The organism is Phyllobacterium sp. TAF24, assembly GCF_052113785.1.
GTDB lineage: Bacteria > Pseudomonadota > Alphaproteobacteria > Rhizobiales > Rhizobiaceae > Phyllobacterium.
Map to the genome: position 1 here is coordinate 46,319 of NZ_JBFRDN010000018.1, position 25,877 is coordinate 72,195.

The 25,877-nt window shown below is 49.9% G+C and carries 22 protein-coding genes; 14 read left to right on the top strand and 8 right to left on the bottom strand.

Annotated features, from left to right (window positions below; all coding sequences use genetic code 11):
* Positions 1 to 42: 42 nt before the first annotated feature.
* Entirely contained in the window at positions 43 to 633 is a 591-nt protein-coding gene (locus AB4Y96_RS16115; protein WP_441918455.1) for a thermonuclease family protein, read from the top strand.
* Complete coding sequence (locus AB4Y96_RS16120; RefSeq protein WP_441918456.1) at positions 630 to 1,244, top strand: hypothetical protein; 615 nt, start codon at positions 630 to 632, stop codon at positions 1,242 to 1,244. The genes AB4Y96_RS16115 and AB4Y96_RS16120 overlap by 4 nt, the downstream gene beginning before the upstream one ends.
* Before the next feature lie 17 nt (positions 1,245 to 1,261).
* On the opposite strand, the gene topA is transcribed toward AB4Y96_RS16120, so the two are convergent.
* Positions 1,262 to 3,247: a type I DNA topoisomerase gene (gene topA, locus AB4Y96_RS16125; RefSeq protein ID WP_441918457.1), complete on the bottom strand. Its 1,986-nt coding sequence runs from the start codon at positions 3,245 to 3,247 to the stop codon at positions 1,262 to 1,264.
* Entirely contained in the window at positions 3,223 to 3,513 is a 291-nt protein-coding gene (locus AB4Y96_RS16130; RefSeq protein WP_441918458.1) for a hypothetical protein, read from the bottom strand. The genes topA and AB4Y96_RS16130 overlap by 25 nt, the downstream gene beginning before the upstream one ends.
* Before the next feature lie 475 nt (positions 3,514 to 3,988).
* On the opposite strand from AB4Y96_RS16130, the gene AB4Y96_RS16135 reads away from it, so the two are divergent.
* The 4 genes from AB4Y96_RS16135 to repC (AB4Y96_RS16150) all read left to right on the top strand — a co-directional run bounded on the left by AB4Y96_RS16135 (position 3,989) and on the right by repC (AB4Y96_RS16150) (position 7,562).
* The gene (locus tag AB4Y96_RS16135; protein WP_441918459.1) at positions 3,989 to 4,639 is read left to right on the top strand and encodes a TetR/AcrR family transcriptional regulator; all 651 of its coding nucleotides are present in this window, start codon (positions 3,989 to 3,991) and stop codon (positions 4,637 to 4,639) included.
* 193 nt (positions 4,640 to 4,832) lie between these two features.
* Entirely contained in the window at positions 4,833 to 5,918 is a 1,086-nt protein-coding gene (locus AB4Y96_RS16140) for an extracellular solute-binding protein (RefSeq protein WP_441918460.1), read from the top strand.
* 269 nt (positions 5,919 to 6,187) lie between these two features.
* Positions 6,188 to 7,366: a plasmid replication protein RepC gene (gene repC / locus AB4Y96_RS16145; RefSeq protein WP_441918461.1), complete on the top strand. Its 1,179-nt coding sequence runs from the start codon at positions 6,188 to 6,190 to the stop codon at positions 7,364 to 7,366.
* Positions 7,311 to 7,562 carry a replication initiation protein RepC gene (gene repC / locus AB4Y96_RS16150; protein ID WP_441918462.1) on the top strand — a complete coding sequence of 84 codons (252 nt, stop codon included), beginning with the start codon at positions 7,311 to 7,313 and terminating at the stop codon, positions 7,560 to 7,562. The genes repC (AB4Y96_RS16145) and repC (AB4Y96_RS16150) overlap by 56 nt, the downstream gene beginning before the upstream one ends.
* A 92-nt stretch (positions 7,563 to 7,654) precedes the next feature.
* On the opposite strand, the gene AB4Y96_RS16155 is transcribed toward repC (AB4Y96_RS16150), so the two are convergent.
* Positions 7,655 to 8,128, bottom strand: coding sequence for a GNAT family N-acetyltransferase (locus tag AB4Y96_RS16155; protein WP_441918463.1), 474 nt, complete (start codon positions 8,126 to 8,128; stop codon positions 7,655 to 7,657).
* Between the two features lie 232 nt (positions 8,129 to 8,360).
* Here AB4Y96_RS16155 and repA point away from each other — a divergent pair, with 232 nt between their 5' ends.
* From repA to AB4Y96_RS16185, 6 genes are all read left to right on the top strand, one after another.
* The gene (gene repA / locus AB4Y96_RS16160) at positions 8,361 to 9,572 is read left to right on the top strand and encodes a plasmid partitioning protein RepA (protein WP_441918464.1); all 1,212 of its coding nucleotides are present in this window, start codon (positions 8,361 to 8,363) and stop codon (positions 9,570 to 9,572) included.
* A 70-nt stretch (positions 9,573 to 9,642) separates the two neighbouring features.
* On the top strand, positions 9,643 to 10,665 hold the full coding sequence (gene repB / locus AB4Y96_RS16165; protein ID WP_441918465.1) for a plasmid partitioning protein RepB: 1,023 nt from the start codon (positions 9,643 to 9,645) through the stop codon (positions 10,663 to 10,665).
* 156 nt (positions 10,666 to 10,821) lie between these two features.
* A complete protein-coding gene (gene repC / locus AB4Y96_RS16170; RefSeq protein WP_441918466.1) occupies positions 10,822 to 12,036 on the top strand; it encodes a plasmid replication protein RepC in 1,215 nt (404 codons plus the stop codon).
* A 259-nt stretch (positions 12,037 to 12,295) separates the two neighbouring features.
* Positions 12,296 to 12,943, top strand: a complete 648-nt coding sequence (locus AB4Y96_RS16175; protein ID WP_441918467.1) for a DUF3800 domain-containing protein — start codon at positions 12,296 to 12,298, stop codon at positions 12,941 to 12,943.
* 510 nt (positions 12,944 to 13,453) lie between these two features.
* Entirely contained in the window at positions 13,454 to 14,614 is a 1,161-nt protein-coding gene (locus tag AB4Y96_RS16180) for an abortive infection family protein (protein WP_441918468.1), read from the top strand.
* A gap of 1,197 nt (positions 14,615 to 15,811) precedes the next feature.
* Entirely contained in the window at positions 15,812 to 18,013 is a 2,202-nt protein-coding gene (locus AB4Y96_RS16185; RefSeq protein WP_441918469.1) for a KAP family P-loop NTPase fold protein, read from the top strand.
* Positions 18,014 to 18,177: 164 nt separating this feature from the next.
* Here AB4Y96_RS16185 and AB4Y96_RS16190 read toward each other — a convergent pair whose 3' ends face one another.
* From AB4Y96_RS16190 to AB4Y96_RS16210, 5 genes are all read right to left on the bottom strand, one after another.
* The gene (locus tag AB4Y96_RS16190; protein ID WP_441918470.1) at positions 18,178 to 19,869 is read right to left on the bottom strand and encodes an ISL3 family transposase; all 1,692 of its coding nucleotides are present in this window, start codon (positions 19,867 to 19,869) and stop codon (positions 18,178 to 18,180) included.
* Between the two features lie 237 nt (positions 19,870 to 20,106).
* Positions 20,107 to 21,096 (bottom strand): BMP family lipoprotein, encoded by a 990-nt coding sequence (locus AB4Y96_RS16195; RefSeq protein ID WP_441918507.1) that lies wholly within the window; start codon positions 21,094 to 21,096, stop codon positions 20,107 to 20,109.
* 704 nt (positions 21,097 to 21,800) lie between these two features.
* The gene (locus AB4Y96_RS16200; RefSeq protein ID WP_441918471.1) at positions 21,801 to 22,082 is read right to left on the bottom strand and encodes a hypothetical protein; all 282 of its coding nucleotides are present in this window, start codon (positions 22,080 to 22,082) and stop codon (positions 21,801 to 21,803) included.
* 71 nt (positions 22,083 to 22,153) lie between these two features.
* On the bottom strand, positions 22,154 to 22,861 hold the full coding sequence (locus tag AB4Y96_RS16205) for a L,D-transpeptidase (protein ID WP_441918508.1): 708 nt from the start codon (positions 22,859 to 22,861) through the stop codon (positions 22,154 to 22,156).
* 94 nt (positions 22,862 to 22,955) lie between these two features.
* Positions 22,956 to 23,288, bottom strand: a complete 333-nt coding sequence (locus tag AB4Y96_RS16210) for a hypothetical protein (RefSeq protein ID WP_441918472.1) — start codon at positions 23,286 to 23,288, stop codon at positions 22,956 to 22,958.
* A gap of 402 nt (positions 23,289 to 23,690) precedes the next feature.
* Here AB4Y96_RS16210 and AB4Y96_RS16215 point away from each other — a divergent pair, with 402 nt between their 5' ends.
* The gene (locus AB4Y96_RS16215) at positions 23,691 to 24,464 is read left to right on the top strand and encodes an SDR family oxidoreductase (protein WP_441918473.1); all 774 of its coding nucleotides are present in this window, start codon (positions 23,691 to 23,693) and stop codon (positions 24,462 to 24,464) included.
* 280 nt (positions 24,465 to 24,744) lie between these two features.
* Entirely contained in the window at positions 24,745 to 25,818 is a 1,074-nt protein-coding gene (locus tag AB4Y96_RS16220; RefSeq protein WP_441918474.1) for a helix-turn-helix transcriptional regulator, read from the top strand.
* Positions 25,819 to 25,877 lie beyond the last annotated feature (59 nt).

Here is a 25,877-nt window from a genome sequence, read left to right on the forward strand (position 1 = left end):
TTCAGCCGACTAATCATCAAACCAAAATGTGGAGTAAGCCAATTGACACGGTCGCTTACAATTGCTGCCTTGTGCGCGGTGCTCATCCCTCTACCTTCTTATGCTCAGGAGAGCGAGGGACCAAAGACGAGCGCCGCCGCACAGGTGTTTCGAATTCCTGAAAACAACGTATCTTTTCTAACCGGCGATACATGGCAGCAAGGTAGCCAGAAACTTCGCCTCTATGGCATCCAATCCTGTATCCGTGGAACCACCTACACAGACAAGTCTGGTCTGAAGCAGGATTGCGGAACAGTCTCTCTTGCCATGCTCGCTGCTATCATCCGTGATACCAAGCCGACCTGCTCGCCCATTGCGCAGCTGCCGGCAACTAAGTCAGGCGAAAAACCAACAATACTTGTCGTTTGTTCCTCACATGTCGGCGATCAGTCGCTCGATCTTGGTACGGTACTCATCACCCAAGGTTTTGCATTCGCGGCCTTTTCAAACGATGCCAAACCTGTCTACATGCCCTACCTTGTGGCAGAAGCCACAGCAAAGCAGTCCAAGGCGGGATTGTGGGCATATTCTGATATGCCCCATCCTAACCTGGTCCTATTTGAAGCGATGCAGAGCAAGACACAAAAACCATGACCAAATCGAAGTATCCGGAATATCTTGAAAAATGGCGGGCGGAATCCCTGGAGCCCGGATATATGGAAACCAAATTGTTCATGCCTCGCGAAGATCATGAAAAAGTGGTCGTGATGGCGCAAATGTTGGGAGCGCGCATTCCTGTTGTTCTCGGACACCTTGTTCTTGCCGGAATGGCAGCTATGGCCGGTAAATCAACAAAGCCAATGGAACCCATTGCGACGCCTGAACCTCCTCAGCCAACAGAACTTGCAGTATTGATTGAGATGATCGACAAATCCCGGTTTCAAAAGGATACGGGCGCCGCCCGTTATCGACAAATCGCCTTCCTCAACCGCCTGTCTGACGCAATATCGCACGGACGAAGACCGACGATTCAGAGCCTGGCAAGCAGTGTCGATTCACATTATTCCCAACTCGAAATATTGTCGAAGGCGTTGGAAAAGCGCGGGATAATCGTTCGTCAACATGTTCCCGGATTGGCCAAAAGCCGTTCCGGCAAAGTCCTTTACATTCGCGAAGACGCTGTAGAGGCGTTCAACCAAGCCCACATCGATGAGGTGGGGTATCCGTTGCTGCCACTCGATATCGATGAGCCTGACACGATATAAAACAAAATTGAAATTGTTTAGGATCGGCGTTTCTTCAGCGCCGTTTTGATTGCTCCCGAAGCAATCCAGGCTGTCATGTTATCCGGGTAACCATCAGGAGCAGCAATCTTGCCCTGCTCGACATACCGGCGTATCAAATCAATCTGCTTATCCGAAGCAAGAGGCGCAACATACACCCCACCCTCGCCCGTCTCTCTTGGTCCGAGAAAAACCCTGCAGGCATCGGCTGACAAGAGCATGGCGTCGTCAATTGGTACGCAATCGCGTTTAGCCTTGGCGCGCACGGCATGTATCATGTTTTCTGATGGCTTTACGGGCACCGCTGAAGCCAAGTCGGATAATTCGCGGGTGAGCTGTTCATAGAATGCTGCAACAGCCGGCCGATAATGTTGCCGTCCATTGGCAATCAGATCCAGCTCAGCCTCGACATGCCGGGTGAAGTCCAATTCCATGAAGGAAAAGCGATCAGCCATCATGTCCACGACAGTTTCGCCTTTGTCAGTGGGAACCAGCATCCTTTGCCTGACCTTGACGTATTCGCGATTCATGATTGTGTTCATGATCGTAGCGTAGGTCGACGGTCGGCCGATGCCCTCCGCCTCCATTTTCTTGATGAGTGACGCCTGCGTGTATCGTTTTGGGGGTTTCGTATCCGATAGAATTAGTTTCCCGGCCGCTACGGATAATTCTTGTCCTACGACAAGCTCGGGGATGGGATTAACAGGGTCGCTTGTACACTCGTCCTCCTCATCCTCACTCTCGTCATCCGCATGCAGACTTGTCCAGCCGGGTGCGATGAGCGCTCGGCCGCGTGCTTCGAACATCAGCGTTTTACCGTCCAGCGCCGATCCGCATAGTGTCACTACCCGAACGACATATCGTGCGTCCTGCAGCTGCGATGCTATTGCTCGAATCCGTATCAATTTATAAAGCGCCTGCTGCGACGCGGACTCACCGGCTACTGCAACTTCCCAATGTGTAGGTGTCACGCCTGGATGCCCAGCTTGGGCTCCATCCTTGGCAGGCCATTTCCGGCGCCGCTCGACAACCTCCAATCCAAGCTTTTCGGCCTCGATCTGGATCAATGGAAAATCGTCGTCGGTGATGTTGGGATTATCCGTCCGGTGGTAGGTAATATGACCCTGCTCGTAAAGAGCTTGTGCAGCTGCCATCGATGTCTCCGGATCCATGTCCAGATGCACACTTGCCGCCTGTTGCATTGTCGATGTCATGAATGGCGGATATGGTGACCGCCTCGTCTCTCCCGATTGGCAGGACTGCACGCGCACAATTACGCATCCCGCAACAGCCTGCGCATAAGCTTTATCAAGAAAATACGGGTTCTCTTCTGTCACGAAACCGGGCCTAAGTTGCCATTTGGCAGACCAAGGCATATCCAATGTTTCGAATTTCAGTTCGACTCCGTAGTGACTAATTTTCCGGAATCCACGAATAGCGCGTTCGCGATCAACAACGATACGCACTGCGAGGCTTTGAACACGTCCAGCTGTGAGCTTCGATCCACTCCGCTTGCTGATCTCAGGACTGACCATATATCCGACCAGCCTATCCAGCACGCGCCGTGCTTCCTGTGCTGCCACAACCCGCACATCGATCAAACGCGGAGCTGCGACTGCCACACGTACTGCTTCTGGTGTGATAGCATTGAACGTAACCCGTTTTGGGTCCTTCAGCCCAAGCACCTCTTTAAGATGCCAGCTGATGCTCTCCCCTTCCCGGTCCGGATCCGTGGCGAGCAAGACTTCATCGGCGGAAGCCACAAGAGACTTGATGCGGTCAACGACGATTTGACCGCGCTCGGATAGAACGTAAGTGGGACGGAAGTCTGGTGATGAAACTGCTATCTCTTTTGCAGGTAAGTCGCGGACATGGCCAATACTGGCAACGATTTTATATTCCGACCCGAGTATGGAAGAAAGCTTCTTCACTTTGCCAGGGGACTCAATGATCAGCAGCTTCATTGATTTTTGGCCGCTGCCCATTCAGCGAGCTTCTCGTCGATCATCACCCGGAACAAGCGTTTGATTTCGACAGCATCTTCGTCGACCAGCTTTTCCCAACGCAAGAACCGCTCCAAGAGTGCCAGTTTGTGATGCTCGTTTAATTCACCCAATGCGAACATTACGTCGGAAAATGCAATCAATGCCTCGCTGGAAACAAAAGACAAATGATTGGCTGCTAGCCAAGCAGGCTTATGTTTCTCATGGTGTGCATTCGCAGAATTGTTCAAAGGATTTGCGCGTTTCATTGGTCTTTCCCAGAATCAAATCGCTGTTTGGTAACCGCCATGCTGAAATGGCGGAAGCAATTAAATCCAGAAAATTGACTTGAAAAGTTGTCTAGAAATTTGTTACATATGCGTGGCTTTCGATTCAAGTGTTTCATAATCGCCTTGAGACTTCTCGTGTTGAAAGTTGCCGCCGGACTGTTGTTACAGCAACAGCCCGGCATTTTTTTAATTCATCTATCGTTTTCGTGGAGTATCTATGTATCTCATCCGTCAATATGTGGCGTTACACGCCACGTGTCATGATTGCGTCATGTGCATCCAGCCTGATTTTATCTGGTGCCACTGCTTGGACCGCTTAGACTCGTCACGGAACTGATGCTACTTATGCTGCATGAATGCGAATCAAGGAGCAGCCCGCACAAATGTGTGCATGGATGCGTCTTGCAAACAATCTACTGTCAACACACTTTTGTCAAGCCGAAAGGCTTATGTTATGGATAAGCAACGCAAGCCTCAAAAACAGTCCGTGAAACAATTGCATAAGATGCGCAGGCAAAGGGAAGCGTTCATTGATGCCGCCTTTCTCTTGTTCCGAGCTAAGGGTGTCTCAAGTACAAGCATGAGTGAGATTGCTCATCATGTGGGGTTTGCTGAGAAAACCATTTTTTCGTATTTTCCGACTAAGCAATTAATTTTATTGGCAATACTGGAACGCTATAATGATGATATATTGGCTGATTTGGACGAATATCTTAAAATAACACCAAATGACCCGATAGAATATATAGTCAACTTCATTGATATTCACGTCCAATACGCCGCCACATTCGATGATATTAAATTATGGCGCGAGCTAGAATCTGCGAGAATATTAATAAACAATGATAAGGAAATCGATACGAGAGAGTTTGTTATTTTGAATCAGTTGAATAAATACTATGAAGTACTAGTATCATACCTAATAAATCTAAAATTAATTGAGAATGTGCCATCGCCAACAAGGTTGGCAAAGCTTATTCACTGCACAATTGCTTTTACCTATAACATGACATTGTTCAATGCTTATAAGAATGCTGACGCCGCGRAAGATGATCTTCGTGAATTGATTGTGGATATTCTTGCACCGCACATAGTCAAAGGTTAGAGCTGTGTGAACTCCGTTCATGCGTGCATATACAAAAATACAGCTCACTAACCACGATAGTGCCGTTATTATAATCTCCCAGCTCTATTTCGCATGCGATTCTACGCCGTATCCCACCTAGGGAAGCCAACTACCACACTTGACAAATTACAGTCGAGTGCATCAACTATGCCAAATTTGCGAGGCAAGGCTGATGACAGCATATGATTCGGCAACATTATCGGTTGCATTTGGTATTTTGGTGGCGACTACGCTTAGCCCGCATACGTCATGTGCTCAAGAAAAGACTGTGAACATACTTGCATGGGCAGACGTCTTCAGTCCGCGAATGTTAGAGAAATTCACGGAAGATACGGGCATCAGGGTCATCTATGATTCTACGCCGAGTGATGAATTCACGGAAACCAAGATCCTAGCTGGTAAATCAGGCTATGACGTCATTGGCATTACCACGGAGCCTTATATTGGGCATCTTGTTGCAGCAAACGCATTAGCAGCCCTTGAGATATCAGACATACCTCGCCTTTCTGATCAAGATAGTGGTTTGCTTGAGCACATTGCAGATGCTGGGGTAAAGAGGGCTGTTGGTTTGTATTATTGGGGCACTACAGGTTTTGGGTTAACTGGGCGAGCCAAAGAGATACTCCCTTCTGATGCTCCCCTGGACAGTCTAGCCCTAATTTTCGAACCAAAGTATGCACAACTACTCAATAGGTGTGGGCTTTCGTTCTTGGACAGCCCGGTAGACATGATCCCGCTAGCCCTTCTCTATCTGGGCATTAATCCTGAAAGCACTGATACAGAAGACCTTCTCCGGGTCGAACGGCTATTTGCAGGGATCAGGCCCTTTGTTACCAAATTCGACAACGTCAACTATCGCCAGGCGCTGGCTAACGGCGACATCTGTGCAGCAGTTGGTTGGGGCGGAGATATTATTCTGGCTAGGGACGATGCAGATGCAGCCAAACAGGACCGGGGGATCCAGTATATAATTCCGAAAGAAGGCGGAATGCTCTGGATGTCGGGTTTGGCTATGCTGAAAGATGCGCCGAACAGCGAGAATGCTCGAATATTTATAAACTACATGCTGTCCAGCGAAGCCGGTGCAGATCTCGCAATACGAGGCTACTCTCCGGCCATACAAACCACACTACTTGCCGATGAATCAAGGTATCCAAATGCTTCCGAGCGTTTACGCCTACACTATTATGCTGGTTCCGCCATGAGAGATGCTGAAAGGAGATTAAACACCACCTGGACGCGCATAAAATACCGATAATTGCTGTTACGGCGCCATGTGGCAAACGACCAAGAAACATCTCAGTCATTCAAAATAGCTGCAGACGTAGATTTACTATAGCAGGAGAAAACCCATGACGTAAAAAAACCGGCACGAGGCCGGTCTTTATGAAGTTAGTACTACAAAGGAATTACCAGTTCCTGAGAGACTCAAATCGTTATCTCAATGTAGCGCCAACTTTCAATTAGTTCAAGAGACAAATGCGCTTTCGTGCCACGGGTTTTTGCGTCCTTTTTAAGGATACACTTATGACCTTACAGCAACAGATTTCAACTGGCGGATTGCGCAGAACGACGCGCAGCTCTCGCTCGGCACAGCAACTTTCTCGTGCGTATGAATCTCGTTCCGTTCGATCGAAAATATTGGAAGGAATCTGCCGCACCAAAGCACTCCAGATTGCTAAACGAGCGGCCGCCGCTTTAGGTTTGAAATCAACCAAGATTGCGCTCATCGATCAGCTCTTCGCCTTTTCCAAACCTTGTGATTGGAAAGGATGTGGTGGTGCGCCTGTTGTTTGGCCGTCCAACGCTCTCCTGGCAAGACGTATGGGGATAGCAGTGTCAACGGTTCGCTATCATTTGCGTGGTCTTACTGACGCTGGTTTGATTGCTTACAATGACCATCCGACTTATCAACGATCGGGACGTCGAGATGCCGAGGGCAGCATAATACAGGCTTTTGGTATTAACCTCGCCCCGATCGCCATGCGGTTTGATGAACTGACGGAACTTGTAGACCGCGTCGAAAACGAGGCGATCGTCTGGCGATCCCTTTCTCATCGACGAACGGTCTTACGCAAAGAAATCACTTCAATGCTAGTCAGCCCAAGTGATTGGGATATCTATCATACGCATGCTTCAGCATTTATTGCACGGCTCGACGGTTTGAGGGAAGCGCAACCCAATGATGTGGAGGAATTCTACGGCGTCATCCGATCATTCGAGAAACTTCGCGATGATATTGAGATACTCATAGACGGTACTGAGGGGTGTCAGGATTTGAGCACCACGGTATCAAGTTTTGAGCAACATACAACTACAGACATACCTACAACACCTGTAAGTGGTAGTAAAAAACGGTATCAAGTAAACGCACAATCTGATGATTCACAAGACGGCTTCTCCAAAGAGGCTTTTGAGACTAAGCTTGGCGGTACCAGCTCCCCATCATCATCACGCCTACCGATATATAAACAAAGACATTTAACTGCGCGGCATTCAACCGAGATGGAGGATGTTGGTCTATCGCTCAGTGCAGGTTTGAATCCGCAAACAGATCTTAGGAGTGTTTCACTATCCTTGGTAAGAGCGGCGTGCACGGATATTTTTCACCTAATGCCCGAAGCCTTTGTGTCCTGGCGGGCATTACGCAATGCCGGACCTACAATTATGCCGATTATCGTCGATCAATCCCCAGGTCTTCAATGAGGCCAGGAGCCAGCTCGGACCGGATGTGGCAATAGCCGCACTTGCAATTACCGTTGAGCGTGCTGCTCAGGGCAGCGTACTCAATCCGGGTGCTTATTTACGTTCGCTGACAAAACGCGGGCATATGGGCAATCTCCATCTCACGCGATCACTATTCGCGTTGGCAGAGAAAAATTGTGAACAAGGCACCCAATAGATGGGACCAATCAATTATACGCGCGAGCCACTCCTCCTTTTTAAACACAGTAAAGTAACATGGAGACGCAAGGGTCGATGTCCAGACCACCGTCAGAGGATACTGATGGGACGTATCAAGAAGAGGCACGGCCAGTTTTCTCCCCAATATAGTTCAGATTCTTCGAGGGGTAAAAACCCCAGAGATTCATAGAATTTTCTCGTATCCTGATATCCGGCGGAAGGATGTGTAGTCCCGATGGTTTTCACCGTAATGAATTTGGCATTCAGGCTTATAGCGAAGTTTTCTGCTGCTTGAATCAAAGCGCGGCCTGCTCCGGCGCGGTGCCAACGTCTCTTCACACCCATGAGGTAGATTTCAACGGCATAATCGGAGGTAGGTTTGACTGTTATGAAGCCCATGACGGATCCGTCTACAGCATAACAAGCGAACATTGGGAGAGTTTCTGCGCTTTCCGCAAAGGAAGCCCTGTATTCTGGATTCCAGAACCACTCCTGTAAATCGTCCAACACTTCGCGCACGATAGCCTCACGATGATTCACAACGCTCTCTACCATCAGATTCATCTGAACTCTCCACCCGATTACATTTTGATCCGGAGATGTGTAGCATCAGATTCTTGGATTTGTCATCGCAGGGCGCAGCTTTGGGACGGTAGGGCCTGCTAGCAGTACGTCTTAGATAGATAGTTGTTAACCTTTCGTTAACTTAAAATTTCTTGCGTGACTTATCGAATCGGCGCTAAATGCGATTTCTAGGCGAATATGTATCAAAATTCGCATAATGGAAACGAAGCCGATGAATATCGCATCTCCAATAGTTAACTCATTGTCCGACTTTGATGAGCTTATTCTCAAACAAGGCGGTGATCTTTCCAAACGATTGCAAAAGCACCGCTTGGAGAGCTTTCCACCCAACGCAAAAAAAACTTTGCGATCGTTCTCATTAGCAGAAGCTGCTGGATATTTGGGAATAAGCGCGGGCCATTTGAAAAACCTGTCACTTGAAGGTAAGGGCCCAGAACCGGCGCTTACCACCACAGGCCGCCGATCTTATACGGCTGAACAGATGCTTAGCATGCGGCATTATCTCGATAAGCATGGTCGCGCCGATCTGAAAAAATATGTGCCGCATCGCCGGGGAGATGAACATCTGCAGATCATCTCCGTCGTGAATTTTAAAGGTGGCAGCGGCAAGACAACAACTACTGCGCACCTGGCGCAACATCTGGCACTCACTGGACACCGCGTGTTAGCGATTGATCTCGATCCGCAGGCCTCGCTATCCGCGTTGCATGGGTTTCAGCCGGAAATTGACAAGGACGACAGCCTTTATGAGGCTCTTCGCTATGATAGCGATAAGAAGCCTTTGTCCCAACTTATCAAACCAACAAACTTCCCTGGTCTGCACATCGTGCCCGCTGCTCTTGAACTGCAGGAGTTTGAATACGACACTCCATTGATCCTTGCCGAGAAGGGTACAAGGGCAATGGGTCAGGTTTTCTTTACCAGACTTGACGCAGCTTTAAGCGAAGTGGCGCATGACTATGATGTCGTGGTTCTGGATTGTCCTCCCCAACTCGGATATCTCACCCTAACCGCCCTCTCCTCCTCGACATCAGTGTTGATTACCGTACATCCCCAGATGCTGGACGTAATGTCGATGTGTCAGTTTCTTTTGATGTTGGGTGAAATTCTCAATCCCATCAAACGCGGTGGCGGCAACATGAACTTAGATTGGTTTCGCTATCTTGTAACGAGGTACGAACCGGGTGATGCGCCTCAATCGCAGATGGTGCATTTTATGCGCTCTATGTTCCGAGATTTCGTTCTGAAGGCGGAAATGCTCAAGAGCACCGCAATATCGGACGCCGGCATCACCAAGCAAAGTCTCTATGAAGTAGAGCGAAATCAAATGACTCGATCTACCTATGATCGGGCGATTGAATCGCTGACTGCTGTGAATGGAGAGATTACGTCTCTTATTCATCAGGCTTGGGGCCGGTCATGAAACCGCACTCGTCAGATAGACAGTTTACAGCTGTAAACTCCAAGCCATCGTTTCAATGGAGTTTAAGGTAATGGCTCGAAAAGGACTGATGAGCGGATTGCTCGAAGATGACGAGTTTACAGCTGTAAACTCCACGGATGATGCCGCGCCAGCCCCGCGCTCAGGTCGTGGAGCATTTGGTATGATGAGCCGCGCTGCCGATGAAATGGCGACGAAAGTGGAAGCAGCGGAGGAAATAGAAAAGCAGCTGCTGATCGGCGATACCATCATAGAGGTTGATCCAAATGATCTCGAAGGATCATTTGTCTCAGATCGAATTTCCGATGACCGGTTTGACGAATTGGTTGAGGCCATTCGTGAAAGAGGCCAGGACTCACCCATCCTCGTAAGGCCACATCCGTCAATTCACGGGCGATACCAAATCGTATTCGGACATCGTCGGACCAGAGCAGCGAAAGAACTTGGGATAAAGGTACGCGCTGTTGTTAAAGAACTCGGCGACCGAGAACATGTCATTGCTCAAGGGCAGGAAAACACCGCGCGAGAGGATCTCTCATTTATCGAGCGAACCCTGTTTGCTGCTCGTTTGAATAAATTGGGCTTCGACAATCCAACAGTCATGTCCGCGCTGGCGATCAACAAGACCATTCTTTCCAAAATGACGTCTGTCATCGACCAAGTGCCGGAATCAGTCATACTCTCCATGGGAGCGGCAAAGGGTATTGGCCGCGAAAAATGGTACGATTTGTCAGTAAAATGCAGAGACAGAGAATACCTGCAACAAGTGCAAACGGCGATTGCCGGCGACACATTTGCGGAATTATCGGTAGCGGCGCGGTTCGCGGCGCTAATGAACCTTCAAAAGTTACCTGTCCAGAAAAGTTCAATCGATAAAAAGGTGGAACCCACTCCTACGCAAACATGGGTTGCGCCGGACAAATCAGTGCAGGCCGTAGTCCAGCACAAGGGTCATAATTTAAAACTCTCGTTGAAAGCAGGCGCTGATAAAGGATTTGGCCAATATCTTTCCGAGAACCTCGATCAGATATTTGAAGCTTACGTCGCTTCAAAAACAGAACCAAACAGGAGTTAAACCACAAAAGAAAAAGGCCCCCAAACGTTACCGTCGTGGAAGCCCTTCTCGAAGTCTCGACACCTTCAGAATCGCATTTCCTCGAATCACTGTCAATAGTTTTGAACGTCAGTTTGGCGGCTGGATTTCTTTTGCCTAGTTGAAAGGCGAACGAACATGCAAGGAAATGTAATCACGACGCCCTTCGGGCGGCGAGCGATGTCGCTCGTTCAGTTGAAATCACAGACACAGGCCAAGGATCTGCCGGCCGGCAAATCTGCCGACAAATGGCAGGTCTATCGCTGGCTGTGCGAAGGCAAGGAAATCATCGGGGTAGGGGATCGCTCACTAGCTGTTCTCAATGCGCTCCTGTCTTTTCTTCCGGACAGTGATCTTTGCGAAGAAAACGGCCTCATCGTTTTCCCATCGAATGCCCAATTGTCACTGCGCGCGCACGGTATGGCCAATGCAACACTGCGTCGGCATCTGTCAGCGCTCATCGAGTGCGGTCTGATTACCCGCAAGGATAGCCCCAACGGCAAGCGATATTCCCACAAGGATAGGGGAGGGGAGATTACCGACGCATTCGGCTTCTCTCTCGCTCCGCTGCTCGTACGCACTGAGGAGCTTCAGGTCGCAGCTGAGAGCGTTCGAGCATCTGCTAGGGCACTCAGGCTTGTTCGCGAGCGTATGACACTCCACAGGCGCGATATCGTCAAATTGATAGAAGTAGGACTTGCAGAAGAGGTTCCGGCCGACTGGAAGGGCATCTGGGCGCGTTTCCGCGCTATCGTTGACACAATCCCGCGCAAAGCCACGCTTGGCGCCCTGGAGCCAATTCTGGGTTATTTGGCTGCGTTGCATGACGAAGTGGCTATCTTGCTGGAAAATCACGTTAAAGAGACAAATACGAGCGCCAGTGAGTCTCAGATTGAGCCGCAGCAACAGAATTCAAAACCAGACTCCAATTCTGATCTTGAACCTGGCTTTAGAAAAGACCCTGGGGCAAATCCGGTACTCAAATCACCAAGCACGGCAGATGCCAGAAAGACCTATCCGCTGGGATTGGTGCTGAAGGCTTGTCCTGAAATAGCCGATTATGCCCCAGCCGGCATTTCGAGCTGGCAGGACATGATGCGAACCGCGGCGCAGGTGAGGGGTATGCTCGGCATTTCACCTTCAGCCTACGAGGAGGCGCTTGATGCTCTCGGTCAGGAGAACACGGCGATCGTCCTTGCCTGCATCCTGCAAAGATCGCAGCATATCAGCTCGGCCGGTGGATATTTGCGGGTTTTGACCATGAAGGCTAGGGCAGAGGAGTTTTCCGTCGGGCCAATGCTGATGGCTTCACTCAGATCTGCGGTCAGTGCTTCGGAGTTGCTAGCTGTATAGGTAAACAACTACAATAGCGTGTATGTATGTGTTTATTGTGGAGAGAGAGACATTGTTAAAAACGATGACCGGAAATGTGATAAAATGAAGATGAGTTTGCGGAAAAGACCGTCATGAACGGAACAAAATTAAAACGCTCAAAGGAGCAACCGCATGCGCATACCATCTCCCGAATACTCCACCTGTGACAAATTTTCTGAGATTTCTAACATGAGCGCTGAACGACTTGTTTGCGTCGGTAGGGAAGGGGGCAGTTAGCGTGGAGATTTATTGTGACGAGAGTGGCGGCCCAGATAGAGGTGTTTTCTTAACATCGGCCGTGCTCATCGATGCAACCGAAGCAACAAGATTGTTGAAGGATTTCCGGCGGCTCCACAAACTTCCAAGAGAAATCAAAGGTACAGGACTACCTGATGCGGCCCGACACGACTTCTTTGAACTGCTGAGCCGTAAAGAAGACGTTTGCACAACTGTCGTGGCCTGTACACGTGTGACCAAACTTGGCGGGTGGGCCTTGAAAGAGCTTGAGGCTAATATCATCTATGAAAATCTCATTTTTGAATCCTGTCGCGCCATACCCTATTCGGGACAACCTAACATCACGGTTAGGCCAGATCACGGAACCTATAAGAAAGGCATCATGAAAGAGATCGGCTCCAGACTTGCCGTTTCTATTTCTGATCATTTTGGTGCAGAGACTTTCGTGACGTTCGCCGAAAGCCATTTAACACCTGGCGTTCAAATTGCAGACGTGATCGCAAACACCGTGTTTCGCATCCTCAAGGAAGGCGCGGCGCTAAGTGATGATCCATTTTGCAAGACTATGCACAAGGCGGGTAAATTGAAACTACTGGACATCGAACTTGGCAAAATCCGGCCTGAATGGTTGACTAAAGCCGCAGAATGAAAAAGGCCGCCCGAAGGCAGCCTTTAAAAATGAGCGTCGGCACTTTACCGTATTCCTGCTTCGAGTTACTAACGGTGTCGCTAGGACCCCTCCTGGGCAGGCAGTAGGTGCGGTTCCATCATTTTGGAAGCACTTTCCATGACGCTTGGTGAATATGTGCCGGATGTGCGTGTTTGTCAATATCGGCACATAAATTGTGTCGTCTCAAGTTCGAAACGGGCTTGCAGCCACGCCCACTTGTCGGGCTGCAGTTAACCTTAGAATTCTGCATTACCATGTTCGCATTTACGCGTCGATCAATTGATAGAACCGGAATTCGAATTTAGCGTTTAGGTTCTTGCCTTTAACGGAGATGAACCAACCTAATTCCTGCAGCAAATCTCACGCTCTTGACCGAAAAGTCCAATGTTTAACTACAACAGGATTGTTCCGATGCCGCATTCTTACGATAAAGCACAACACGACATGAGTCTTGATGAATTCGATAAGATTCTGATCTAAGGTTGCGGCATGACCCCCATCCCTCCGTCGCTTACCCAGGACTTGCGTACCAAGCTCGCCGATGCAATTGCGGGCTTTAAAGCTTATGACGTTCCCGGTGTGTGCATACGTCTCGGTTTGGCTGAGGGATCTGGCGAAGAAGCTTTCAACTCCAAATTCAAATATGCCAATACACGACTGGCACAGGTTGATGCGCAGGCCGTTCTTGGAATGGCACGGAAGCTCCTTGAGGAGGTCGATAGCTTCGAGCTAGCTGAGCTCGCGGCCAAGATCGACGAGCTGGGGACACCTTCGGTTTCGGAAGTCACACGCCGTCGGATTATGGCCGTGTTCGAGGGGCAGCCCCTTGCTTCTCAAATCGACGACCTCGAATTGATTGGCAGGGTATGGCCGGCCGAGGTAATGCGCCACACGACGATCGGGAGAAATCTAACACTAAGTTCGGTTTTTTCCAATTCTGCGGTCGATAGGGACTGGAACAATAGTGATCTGCTTACCCAGCTCGGCATACTCACATGTTCTCGTGCGCAGCTGTTCAGGTTCCTTATTGAAGTGACCGGGCCCGTGGCCCAGAAACCCGGTGCCCAGTCAGCGCTTGTTACCCAGCTCAACCGCCATATCGAGCACGATGGCTACCAGCTGGTGGCCGCGGGCAAGGTATCGGGCTCTCCTATTTACGAAGTACGCGTAATAGGTGCCGGCAGCCCTGCCGATCGGGGTATCTCGGATTCACTGAAGGCATTCGATCCCAATGATGTACACAATCGATGGGAGGCTGCGGTTGAGCGGCGGACCGATGATCCGGGCGGGGCGATCACACTAGCCCGGACGTTGCTCGAAGATGTCTGCAAGTGGATCCTGCACGAGGCCGGCGAAGCCTATCTAGATAAGGACGACCTGCCAGTGCTTTATAAGAAGTTGGCAAAGGTTTTGCGGCTTGCCCCCGACGATCATACAGAGCAAACTTTCAAACAATTGTTAGGCAGCTGCCAACAGATCGTTGAACTTCTAGGTTCGCTTCGGAACAAGCTAGGGGACGCGCATAGTAGCGGTCCCCTGAAGGCTAAACCGAAGCCCCGCCATGCGGAGCTGGCCGTCAACCTCTCCGGAACTATGGCGACTTTTCTGGTCGACACATGGAAAGCCAGACAGTCGGAGGTGAAGAATTAGGTGTCGATTACTGGCTAACGACTTCAACTTGTTTTTTTAGTCAGAAGCCAGAAACTGTGTACCCGATTTTGAATCTCATTGACCAACGTTTCGCGAACCGTCGTACATTGTTTTTGCTTAATAATTGCTTCTTTCCCGCATCTAAATCCTGATTCCCTTCATCTCGTATGACTATATAATGAAGAATTCCCAGTCGACCGTGGATTGTTCCTCTACCTGTCCCGCAAACGAAAGTCTATGCGTCTCTGTGGTCGTACCAACCCCAATTTTCCTTGTGTTTCGTGGGTATGGGCGGCTATAGCGACGCTCATTTTCCTATTATCGGCGTGTACAAATGATCGTTTTCTAACAACTTACAACTTTGAACAAAGCAGTGGTCTAAGCCCGGGAATATTAATCAGGCACGGGATACACGGTTGCGTGTCTGGGCGAATAGCTCTTGTTCTCCCCCTTGGGGCGAGCGTACGAGCATGCGGCAAGCAATTTGTTCACATCGCTGTCTGATTTATCAATTGGCGGAGTATCGAATTTAGTGCCTCTGGTCGTTCCATTGGCACATAGTGCCCGCATTCGGGGATGACATGCAGGCGACCATTTGGGGCTATATCGGCTTGCCGGGAGCTGGTCTCCAGTCCAGGTAGGACGTCGTCTGCGCCCGTGACCACATGCACTGGCCCCTGAAATGTCGAAAGTACATCACCTCGGCTTTGGCGTTTGTGGAATGCCTCAACGCCAAGCACCACATCCTCAAGCAGCCGGCGCATGAGAATGGCCCTACCGGCCCGAAGCTGCGAAAATGGCCATTTGAAAGAACGGATAGGGCACATAAGTTAAATATGGCAGTTGTATCAATGGCTTATTGGTCGTAGATATCTTCGCTCGAAACAAGCGAGAAATAGCCGTACAGATTGGGTTTAGACCAATCATAAGGGCTAAAGACGGCAGATTCGACAGTGTTTTGCCACATATTCTGGTTCTGTTCTCCGAGTTGGCCGTTTTCGCAGCTTCGGGCGGGTAGGGCCTATCACGCAGAAAATAAGGCTCTCGAATAGTTGTTATTTAGACTGAGTCATGGTGATAATATTGGAATATTTATTGCATGTCGCTTGCATTATTGAAACTCCAAGAAAAACATAAATTACTCTTTCCTGTTCTGTAACAGCTCGAATACACAAGTAAAAAATTTAAGGGTAGATAGTGACCACCACTGAAAAACTTCACAAGCTAGGAGATGATCTGCCAAAGTCTAATCCTTGGCGTGACGACCGCCTAGGGTACGCACCTTTTGCGAAGAGGATCGCATCAGTTATCATTAAAATGGCTGCGCCAAATGGATACGTAATCGGCGTTCATGGGCCGTGGGGCAGTGGAAAGTCCACGGCCTTAAACTTCACTCTGGAATATTTGAAAAAGCACAACGCAGAGCACGAGAACGAACAGATTATTCACATCGATTTTCGACCTTGGATGGTGGCGGGTCATCAAGATTTAATTGTAGCGTTCTTCAAATTGCTTTCCGAAAAACTTGGTCCAAAAGGCACTCGTTGGATACGATTTACAAAAAGAGTAGCTTCTTACATCTCAGGCACAACCGATAATCTCGTCGACGCAGCGGCTACAGTCGCTCTGACTATCGACCCAAGTGGAGGGGCCGCCTCCGGCTTTGCTGGCAACTTAGCAAAGAAATCCGTTAATGCAGTGTTGAGCAGGTACCTTGATAATCCCTCTCTTCAAACGGCGTATGAAGAACTGAAAACTCAGCTTGATCGAAGCGGCAAACGCTTCCTGATCACTATTGATGATATCGATCGACTGGAAGACAAAGACGTAAAATCTATCATGCAGATGGTTAAGAGCACGGGCCAATTGCCCAATGTCATTTACCTCTTGGCCTACGACCGCAATATCGTGAATGCAGCACTAGACCAATCTACAGATAGAACACGACCGCGCTTCTCCGAGAAAATCGTCCAACAAGAGATTGAACTACCTCAGCCGTCAAAGAATTCACTTCTTTCAATCCTCGATAGGGAAATTGCTTTTTTGATTGAAACTGCTGAGGACAACATGCGCTGGCACTACATCGTGCGGGACGGGATTCGGCGATGGGTCAATTCACCCCGTGATGTAGTCAAGCTATCAAACGCCGTAAAATTCTCTTGGCCAGCGCTCGAAAACGAAATTGATGTTCAAGACCTCTTGGCGATGGAAGGTATCCGACTCTTTGACCAGGGGGCGTTCAGCTGGATTAAGGATAATCGGGACTTTCTGTTGACTGATGGGCGTTTCATAATGGCCCAAGACGAACTGAAAACGGCAGCGGTCAATAATTTAAAAAGACGTATTCAAGATGAAGATGTGCAACCTCAAGTCTTGCGAGTCTTGTCAGTATTGTTCCCACAATCTGTAAAGTGGTTCGAAGGAGGTATTGGAAATGAAGAGGCATTCGACGAGGTCGTGAAACGTCGAGGCATCGGATGTCAGGCCGGCTTTGATACCTACTTTGGACTCCATCCGTCAGCAGATTTTATTCCGAAGGCATCAATCGACAACCTCATGTCGCAGCTTGACGATGTTGATGCCATTGTAGCTATCATTCGAAGTTATCTTGGCAAAACAAATAGTCGCGGTGAACCAATGATCGGGAAGCTTCTCGATGAGCTGCGGGCAAGATATCGTGGAAATAACCCGGCACCACCTACTCAGTCTCTGTTAGATGGGCTGTTTCGCGTTGGCGAAAATGTCATTGGAATACAATGGGACGGTGGGATGTTTAGTTTCTCCCCTCGCACCCAGCTTAGTTTCCTTGTTCGAAACATGCTTGAACGTTGGGGGGAACACGATGCAGGTGCCCATCTAATCACAGCTTTTAATAGGGCCACCTCAGTGGCAATGCTATCTGAGGTATATGTTGATCGTGGTCGCGAGTTGGGTACTTTTCCATCGAGTTCGAGCGAACGGCCGCTCATAGATTTGGAAAGTTTCGGCGCTTTAGGACGGATTCTCCTCAGTAAAATTCTTGCATCGGTATCTGATGGTTCTTTGGGAAACGCACCATTCTTCTTTGATATTGTCCGAGCTTGGTCACATCTTGGAAATCCAGAAGAGGTTAAGGGGTGGCTGTCTGCTGGCATGCTCCAAAGCGCCGACTTTATGGTCAAGGTTGGACAAGGCTTAGTTAGCTACAGTGTTGGAACACACTATCGACGATACACTATGCGGGATACTCCAGATGTTCAGCTTTATAATCTGGAAGTACTAGTTGAAGCAGGGACAAAGCATCTGTCAGCCACATTAACGGATGACCAACGAAATTTGCTGAGTGAGATCGTTCGACGAGTAACGCAGATCTTAAGCGGCAACACGTCTGTACAGACGCAAGAGTTCGACGACGATTGAATCAGAGTGCCGGTAGGGCCTAAGTGCTCATTATCAAATTAACTGCGGCGCTAACATATTGAGATCATTGGACGCCGATTCTTATGATTAACGGGTCTTCCTCACTTTGTGTGGAGATTTGCGGGGCGACAATCAGGATGAGCCCTTTCGTCCAGATCACCGCGCTATAGGAGATCGGCCGATTTGATTGGCATCATCCGCGCTCTGAGAAGCTCTGAGCCCGCTCGGCCATACATTGCACGCTTAATCGTCAGTCGGTTGATCTGACCTTCTGCCTGACCGTTGCTCCAGGGCAGGTCAATGGCGTTACAGACGGCGTCGATATCCCGGCGAAGAACGCGGGCAAAACGGGCCAAGAAGGCGAGGCCAGAATGAATGGCATCGTCGATCCATTGTGCGAGTTTCGTCGACGCTCGGCCACGGAATATGCCGCGAAATCGCATGGAAAAGCTGCGCAAAACAGCAAACGTTCGTGACCACTGCTTCAGGGCATCCACTTTCCGTGCTTGATTGATGGTCAGCGCGCCGCGCGGCTTTATGCAAAGAGTAGCGGCGACAACGGGTGAGATCAAATGGCCGGTTTGCGGATCGCGCACAGGCACATTGTCGTATGTTCTGTCGGTGAGCTCAATCCGAGCCGACGCCGCATTTCCGTTATCCTTTTCCGGCTTCTCGGCGCGGCGCCAGGCTGCCAGGAGGCGTTCAAGATTGGAGAAGCTGCCGGTATATCCGCGGTGCTTGATGTCGTGAAACAGGTGCCGCCCACGGCGGTTGCCATCCTTCCAACACTGGGTGAGGAACGCTTCGAAATAGAGAGGAGACGTCGGCTGCAGCGCGCCCCTGCGTCGATCGGGTGGAGTTTCGAACGTCAGCCATTTCGTGATGCTGCGGCGGCCATATCCTGTACGACGTGCAATTTCCGAGCACGAAAGACCTTCTTTGCTCAATGCATGCACCGTCTCGAACACATCCTTCCGGGATTGCCGATGTGCCCGGCGAAGCTGATTGCGCCACGGCGTCTCAGGGAGTTGGTTACACGGAACTCGATCGTCATGATCAATCTCGATGTCCGCGTCAGGCAGCAGTGCCCTGCCTGTAGCGCGGCCGGAGAGGCTTATCTGTTCCTCAATGGCGAGACGCAGATTTTGCATGAGATGAAAGCGATCCGCCACCTGAGACGCTTGCGGCGCACCTTGACGAGCGGCCTGCGCGTAAACTCCGCATCGATCTCGGCTGACGACCTCAATAGACGGGTGCTGCTTCAACCATCGTGCAACACTTACCACGCTCCGGTCTTCGAGAATGTCCATGACCTCTCGGCGTTCGAGATCGACAATGATCGTGCCGTAGCGCCACGATTTCCTCCAACTCCAGTCATCGATACCGACGATCCGAGCCGAGGGTTGGTCGTGGACCCGTGAAGCATTGCGTTTCAAGTGCCGAAGGATGGTGTCGTCGCTGATTGGCATTCCGAGCCGCTCCATCAAGCGTTCTCCTGGCCGCCCGCCTGTACTGTGACCGAGCAGGCCCACTATTTCGGCGACCCTGGTTGTCCTGCGGGCATAGGGAGAGGCAACCGATGGGACCCGGTCAGTAAACGTTTGCCGTCTGCACTGCCGATATGTGCAACGCCAGCGGCTCATTTGAAGCCTTACCGTCACTTCATTACCTTGGATCGGCAGGTCCTGAAGACTGCGGTACGACCAGCCGTGGCGACTTCTGCTCTGATGTCGGCAATCTGGGCATATGCCAGATGTTGGCCCGCAAGCGGACACAACCCAATCACCTTCGTCGTTGTAGACGACACTTTGCACTTTAATGCCCGGACCGGGCGACCATTTCGATTTCGTTCGCATGCCAGCCCATAGCGTCGTCACTGCTAACGATCTGTTAACCACACAAAGTGAGGAAGACCCAGATTAAGTGCCAACCAACAGGCTAAGGACGGCAGATTCAACACTCTTTTGCCACCTATTCTGGTTCTGTTCTCCGAGTTGGCCGTTTTCGCAGCTTCGGGCCGGTAGGGCCTTGCAAACAGGGCGGGCCATACGCTTCCACCGGCTCAGTTCCGGGTGGAAGCCAACAATCACCTATTAATACGGGCACATATTATCTGATAAATAGTCATGCACGTGAAGCGCGCCGGAAATAATATCAGTTTTGGCTTTCTCGACCTTTGCTTTTATTTCCTCGGTTATGAGAGCTTTGTTGTTATCATCGAGCGCATAATCGACACCACCCTCCTTTAAGCCTAGATTGCTTTTGCCAGCGGTGAACTCTCCATTCATTCCCTCAATAAATGCGTCGTACACTGCCACATCGACACGCTTAACCATTGACGTCAATATATGACCGGGGTGTAGGCCGTTCTGGTTTGAGTCAACACCAATTCCAAATTTTCCTCTGTCTGCTGCTGCCTGCAACGCACCAATTCCCGTACCTGCCGCCGCTGCAAATATAACATCTGCACCTTGATCCATCTGTGACTTTGCTATTTCGCCACCTCTGGCCGGATCGCTCCATGCTGCTGGCGTATCGCCAGTCATGTTATAAATGACGTCTATTGCCCCGGCCATCTTTGCTCCGCCAACGTAACCACAGCCGAATCTACGAATCTGAGGTACATCCATTCCACCAATGAAGCCGACCCTTTTTGATTTGGAGGCCATAGCGGCTAGCATGCCAACAATGTAAGCCCCTTCTTGCTCATTGAAAGTCACCGATTTTACATTTGACCGTTCAATGGGGACATCAATGATCATGAAATGCACATCCGGAAATTCATCGGCGACTGTTTCTAACGCCTTCGCCCACCCGATGCCAGCAACTACAATTGGATTATTTCCGTCAATTGAAAATTTACGCAGAGACTGTTCACGTTGGTCCGTATTTTGAATTTCGAAACTACGATAAGCAATCCCAGTTTGGATTTTGAACTTCTCGGCGCCAGCATAGGCAGCCTCGCTATATGATTTGTCGAATTTTCCTCCAACATCGTAGATAATTGCCGGTTTGAAACCGCTTGCCCAGGACGAGTGTATGAACAGTAGTACCACAAGAATAGAAATTGAAATCTGCCTCATTATCAATACAAACTTTGATGTTATATCCATCTGAACCCCTATTCGATGATTACGCAGCTGCAACTCGTCGAGCTTCACGTCTGGAGATTTCGCACTCAGTTCACACGGGCCATATCGACTGGCCCGCAGCCCAAATCAAAACAGAAGAACACTTTCCCAACTCGTGGTAATCTGGAATCCACCATCGCAATTCCCGTAGCGTCATATTGACTGGCACCTATACGCGTCGGCAATCATAGCCACCCCTAACGCGTCTTGTACATTGGCTTGTCGGACGGCAGTTAATCAGGGTCTTCCTCACTTTGTGTGACGGTGGAATTTGCTGTGGTCGAAACGCTCGACGCCGTGCGGGCCGAGGGGAATTCCCGAGAAGTAGCGGCCATGTGGAGATCAGATCGGCCGATTGTAGACGATCAAGTGTGTGCTTTATGGCAAAATTGGCCCGGAGAATGCATGTTACGGCTCGATTGACGAGGTCACCACACAAAGTGAGGAAGACCCTGATTAACTGCCGTCCGACAGCTGATAGCCGCCATCCTCGCGCGCCGCATCAATCTTGTTCAAGCATTCCTTTAGAAAGATATAGCTAGAGAAATTTGCTGAAGAGTACGGAATCCCGCGCAGAGGGTTGTCGAATAACCTATCGCGCGAATCTCGACTTCTCCGCGTCTTTTGTGCTGATTATCATGGAGTAGACACCTATGTTATGACAACTGTGGCTTTCCTTTTACGAGCATACGTAGACCAAATAGTATGATAGCTACAGCAAGAATTGCATGGAGCGCCACGGAAGGCAAAAAGCCTAATTTGTCATAACTCCACTCCAATATCCGGGGTATACGGATATAGGTGCCAATGGTAGCATTCGTTACTTTGATATAGTTTTCTATCGCGAAAAAAAGCAACGTGCCACCAACCAAAACCAAAGCCGCGCCTTTGAACCGCGTTGTGATATCGGTAACTTTATTTGAGTCAAATGATTTCATTTCTCACCTGTTATTTATCCATACTAGCCTATGTTGATGGCCGTGAATGAACGAACGTCTTCTATCAAGTTCTACATCACGAGGATCGGCGTCTTGTTAGGCACGCGATCATAGAGATCGATAATGTCCTGGTTGATCAGACGGACGCAGCCGGACGATACGGCCTTGCCAATGGATCCCCATTCCGGCGAGCCGTGCAGGCGGTAGAGGGTGTCCTGGCCATTCTGGAAGATGTAAAGGGCGCGGGCACCGAGCGGATTGGTCAGGCCTGGCTGCATGCCACCGTTACGGGCACTATACTTCACCAACTCCGGCTGACGGGCAACCATCTCATCCGGCGGAGTCCAGGTCGGCCAATGGCGCTTCCACTGGATGACCGCGCGTCCCGACCAGGCAAAACCTTCGCGGCCGATACCGACGCCGTAACGCATCGCCTGACCGCCTTCGCGCACCAGATAGAGGAATTTGTTCTGGGTATCGACGACGAGGGTGCCAGGCAGTTCGCCGGTCGGATCCTGCACAACCTGACGCAGATAGCGCTTGTCCATTTTCTTAATTGGTATCGCGGGCAGCTGATAGCCGCCATCCTCGCGCGCCGCATACATGGCATCATAGGAACCAAAGGCAGGATCGACAACAGCMTGCGGCGCAAGCGGCCTGCCATTGTCGCCCACCTGAATCACCGGCATATCCGGAATGGCGGCACATCCGGCAAGGCCTGCGGCGGCTGTTGCGGTCAATGCAGTTAGGAAACCGCGGCGGGAAATCGTGTTTTGCATCATGGAATCAGTTTCAATGGAGGAAGATTGATTGCGAGGGTAGGGTGGACCAGGCTTATTGGCCAAGGAATACTAGTAATATCAATGGTTTAACTCAAGAGATGCGCATTGCCTGCACGATGCTAGTCACACCGATTGCCGTGGCAACGATTCCAATTCCCAACAAATAATAGCTGAGTCTATTATGGCTGAGGTTAGTCTTGTTTGCGGCTGATACTGCTTGAGCAGCCTCTACTGCAGAGGCATCATTGGCTTTTGCAACGATCACAGCGACCATGCCCGGTTCACGACACCTTGGCAGTACTGTCGTCTTGACATCATCGCTGTCACCGTAAAATTCCTGCACCAATTGTTCGCATTGCTGCGTTTCGGATTTTGAGGAATAACCGGTAAGTGCCTGAAAATAGACCCCTGCAATTATTACCAAGACACCTATCCCAGACAAAATGAGGGAGCGTGTAAGAGCATTATTTTTTAGCATCCGATGCGTATTCCTAAAGATCGATTCAATTTGGCGACCTGCGTCCTGTCACAAGACCAAAGGTCACCATCAGCCGTGAATCTCAACATCATGAATTTCCCCCTAATTGGCACTACCACGGCAGGGGCTGCCTTCGACTTTTGGAGCAGCTTTACAAACGGCGAGTGCTTACAGAAGCATGGAATGAGATTTTAAGGAGAAGTACTGAGGTCGAAGCAGCAGAGATACTGCCAATTGGCATCTTTATTAAACCGCGATAGCCGAACCATAGTGCAGGTGAAAGACGAGACTTAGCGTCTGGTCTCACCACAGCGAGCACTTGCTCGCATTTTGCGACGGAGAAGACAAATGGTTGATCACAGGATCAAGGGAAAGACCGTGCTTATCGGTGGCGGTGCCAAAAATCTCGGTGGGCTGATCGCCCGCGATCTGGCGGCACAAGGTGCAAAGGCTATCGCCATTCACTATAACAGTGCGGCGACGCAGGCCGCAGCTGACGAGACCGTTGCGGCGGTCAAGGCCGCAGGTGCCGATGCCATAAGCTTTCAGCGCGATTTGACGACTGCAGCAGCCGTTGAAAAACTCTTCGAAGATACAAAGGCAAAATTTGGTGCCATCGACATTGCAATCAACACAACCGGCAAGGTCTTGAAGAAGCCTTTCACTGAGATCACCGAGGCAGAATATGATGAGATGTTCGCTATCAACTCCAAGGCGGCCTTCTTTTTCATCAAGGAAGCGGGTAAACACCTCAGCGATAATGGTAAGCTGGTCACGCTGGTGACCTCGCTGCTGGGCGCCTTCACACCGTTCTACGCAGCCTATGCTGGGGCCAAGGCGCCGATCGAGCATTTCACCCGTGCAGCCTCAAAAGAATATGGCGAACGCGGCATATCCGTCAGCGCTATCGGGCCCGGCCCGATGGATACCCCTTTCTTCTATCCTGCTGAAGGGGCCGATGCTGTCGCATATCACAAAACGGCTGCAGCACTTTCCGCATTCACGAAGACAGGCCTCACGGATATTCAGGATATTGTTCCCTTTATCCGTTTCCTTGTCACTGATGGCTGGTGGATCACAGGGCAAACCATTCTCATCAACGGTGGATACACAACGAAGTAAAAGTCCGTATGGAATTGTGGGGCAAATGCCTGTCTTTATTCAGCATTAACATAGGGATGAATAATTCCAATGTGGATGCCCCACATATCTTTATAGGTTGACATCAGCTTCTCCATCCAAATTCAAGAGCAATTATTTGGACGAAGTTTGGTGAATGCGTGTATTCCTGCATTGCGATCATGTCGCGTGGATCGTCATTTTATTGATTTAGTGTTCCGTTGTTCTACCAGTCACATGAATATACTATCACCGATAATTCATTGATCCTGTGAGCAATTTTATGCAGTTTTTCGATGCCATCAATGCCAAGCTTAATGAGGCCGCCTTTGTGCCGGAACGCTGGGTAGAGGCAATTGACACATTGACATCGTTCACAACAGCGGCGTCTGGTGGTGTTGGCATATATTGGCCGCACCAACGCGGTTTTACCGGCACATCCAAAATCGAAGCTCGAACTATGGAATTTTGGGATCAGCCTGCCAAGTTGACCCGGACGTTATTCAATTATCTGCGCACGAAAAACATGATCGGAAATGGCTTTATCCCCGGATCCACGGATAGCTTTAGCGATCTCCCGGATATTGATGAACGAATTGCACTCGTTGATGCACACGGTGTCGGCCCAGAACTCGCAACGTTCGTGGAGCTGTTTAATGGTGAAATCATATCGCTCGAGGTTGCAAGAAGAACCGGGGGAGAGGAATTTTCCCTCGCGTTCGCGAATTCATTAAAACCAGTCAGTGATACGTTTGCAATCTCAGCACTGTTTGCCTCACGCCTTTACTTTGAACAGGCGAAAGGCACTGTGGAGGTATTGGCGACGGTTGGTATCCCGGCGGCATTGATTGGCATTGGTAATAGGATGCTTCATTGCAATAGCGAATTCCAACAGGTCGCTGATATGTTCATAAGCTTGCCTAAGGAACGGGTGGTGCTCGCTGGCGATGAGACGAAGAGGGCAGAATTCAACAAAGCACTCTCAGAGCAAAGCCAAACAAGTACCCAGATCGTTTTACCTCCCAATCTGGAAACACCAGCCGCTGTAATAAACATCATCCCGTTGCAGGGTGTTGCCCGTGATATTTTCGCATCATCATACAAAATGGTGCTTGTCACACCGGTTACCAACAGCCAACGCGTGCCTGAATTTGGTACCATCAAGCAGATGTTTGATTTGACACCGGCGGAGGCGCGGCTGGCCATAGCTTTAGCGTCTGGTCTATCTCTGCGTGACAGCGCTGCAAAATGTTCGATACAATTTGGTACTGCAAGGTCCTATCTGCTTCGTGTTTTCATAAAGACGGGCACCTCCAGACAAGGAGAACTCATTGGGTTACTCAAAACAATTGTCTAGCTCTATCTCTCGGTGACAACCGCTGTGTCCAGTAAGACCAATGTGCGGCTAGCTGTGCT

Coding starts and splice junctions, on each gene's coding strand:
- AB4Y96_RS16120 (WP_441918456.1), top strand. CDS start 630: ATGACCAAATCGAAGTATCCGGAATATCTTGAAAAATGGCGGGCGGAA.
- topA (WP_441918457.1), bottom strand. CDS start 3,247: ATGGGCAGCGGCCAAAAATCAATGAAGCTGCTGATCATTGAGTCCCCT.
- AB4Y96_RS16130 (WP_441918458.1), bottom strand. CDS start 3,513: ATGAAACGCGCAAATCCTTTGAACAATTCTGCGAATGCACACCATGAG.
- AB4Y96_RS16140 (WP_441918460.1), top strand. CDS start 4,833: ATGACAGCATATGATTCGGCAACATTATCGGTTGCATTTGGTATTTTG.
- repC (WP_441918461.1), top strand. CDS start 6,188: ATGACCTTACAGCAACAGATTTCAACTGGCGGATTGCGCAGAACGACG.
- repC (WP_441918462.1), top strand. CDS start 7,311: ATGCCGGACCTACAATTATGCCGATTATCGTCGATCAATCCCCAGGTC.
- AB4Y96_RS16155 (WP_441918463.1), bottom strand. CDS start 8,128: ATGAATCTGATGGTAGAGAGCGTTGTGAATCATCGTGAGGCTATCGTG.
- repA (WP_441918464.1), top strand. CDS start 8,361: ATGAATATCGCATCTCCAATAGTTAACTCATTGTCCGACTTTGATGAG.
- repB (WP_441918465.1), top strand. CDS start 9,643: ATGGCTCGAAAAGGACTGATGAGCGGATTGCTCGAAGATGACGAGTTT.
- repC (WP_441918466.1), top strand. CDS start 10,822: ATGCAAGGAAATGTAATCACGACGCCCTTCGGGCGGCGAGCGATGTCG.
- AB4Y96_RS16180 (WP_441918468.1), top strand. CDS start 13,454: ATGACCCCCATCCCTCCGTCGCTTACCCAGGACTTGCGTACCAAGCTC.
- AB4Y96_RS16190 (WP_441918470.1), bottom strand. CDS start 19,869: ATGCGAACGAAATCGAAATGGTCGCCCGGTCCGGGCATTAAAGTGCAA.
- AB4Y96_RS16195 (WP_441918507.1), bottom strand. CDS start 21,096: ATGAGGCAGATTTCAATTTCTATTCTTGTGGTACTACTGTTCATACAC.
- AB4Y96_RS16200 (WP_441918471.1), bottom strand. CDS start 22,082: ATGAAATCATTTGACTCAAATAAAGTTACCGATATCACAACGCGGTTC.
- AB4Y96_RS16215 (WP_441918473.1), top strand. CDS start 23,691: ATGGTTGATCACAGGATCAAGGGAAAGACCGTGCTTATCGGTGGCGGT.
- AB4Y96_RS16220 (WP_441918474.1), top strand. CDS start 24,745: ATGCAGTTTTTCGATGCCATCAATGCCAAGCTTAATGAGGCCGCCTTT.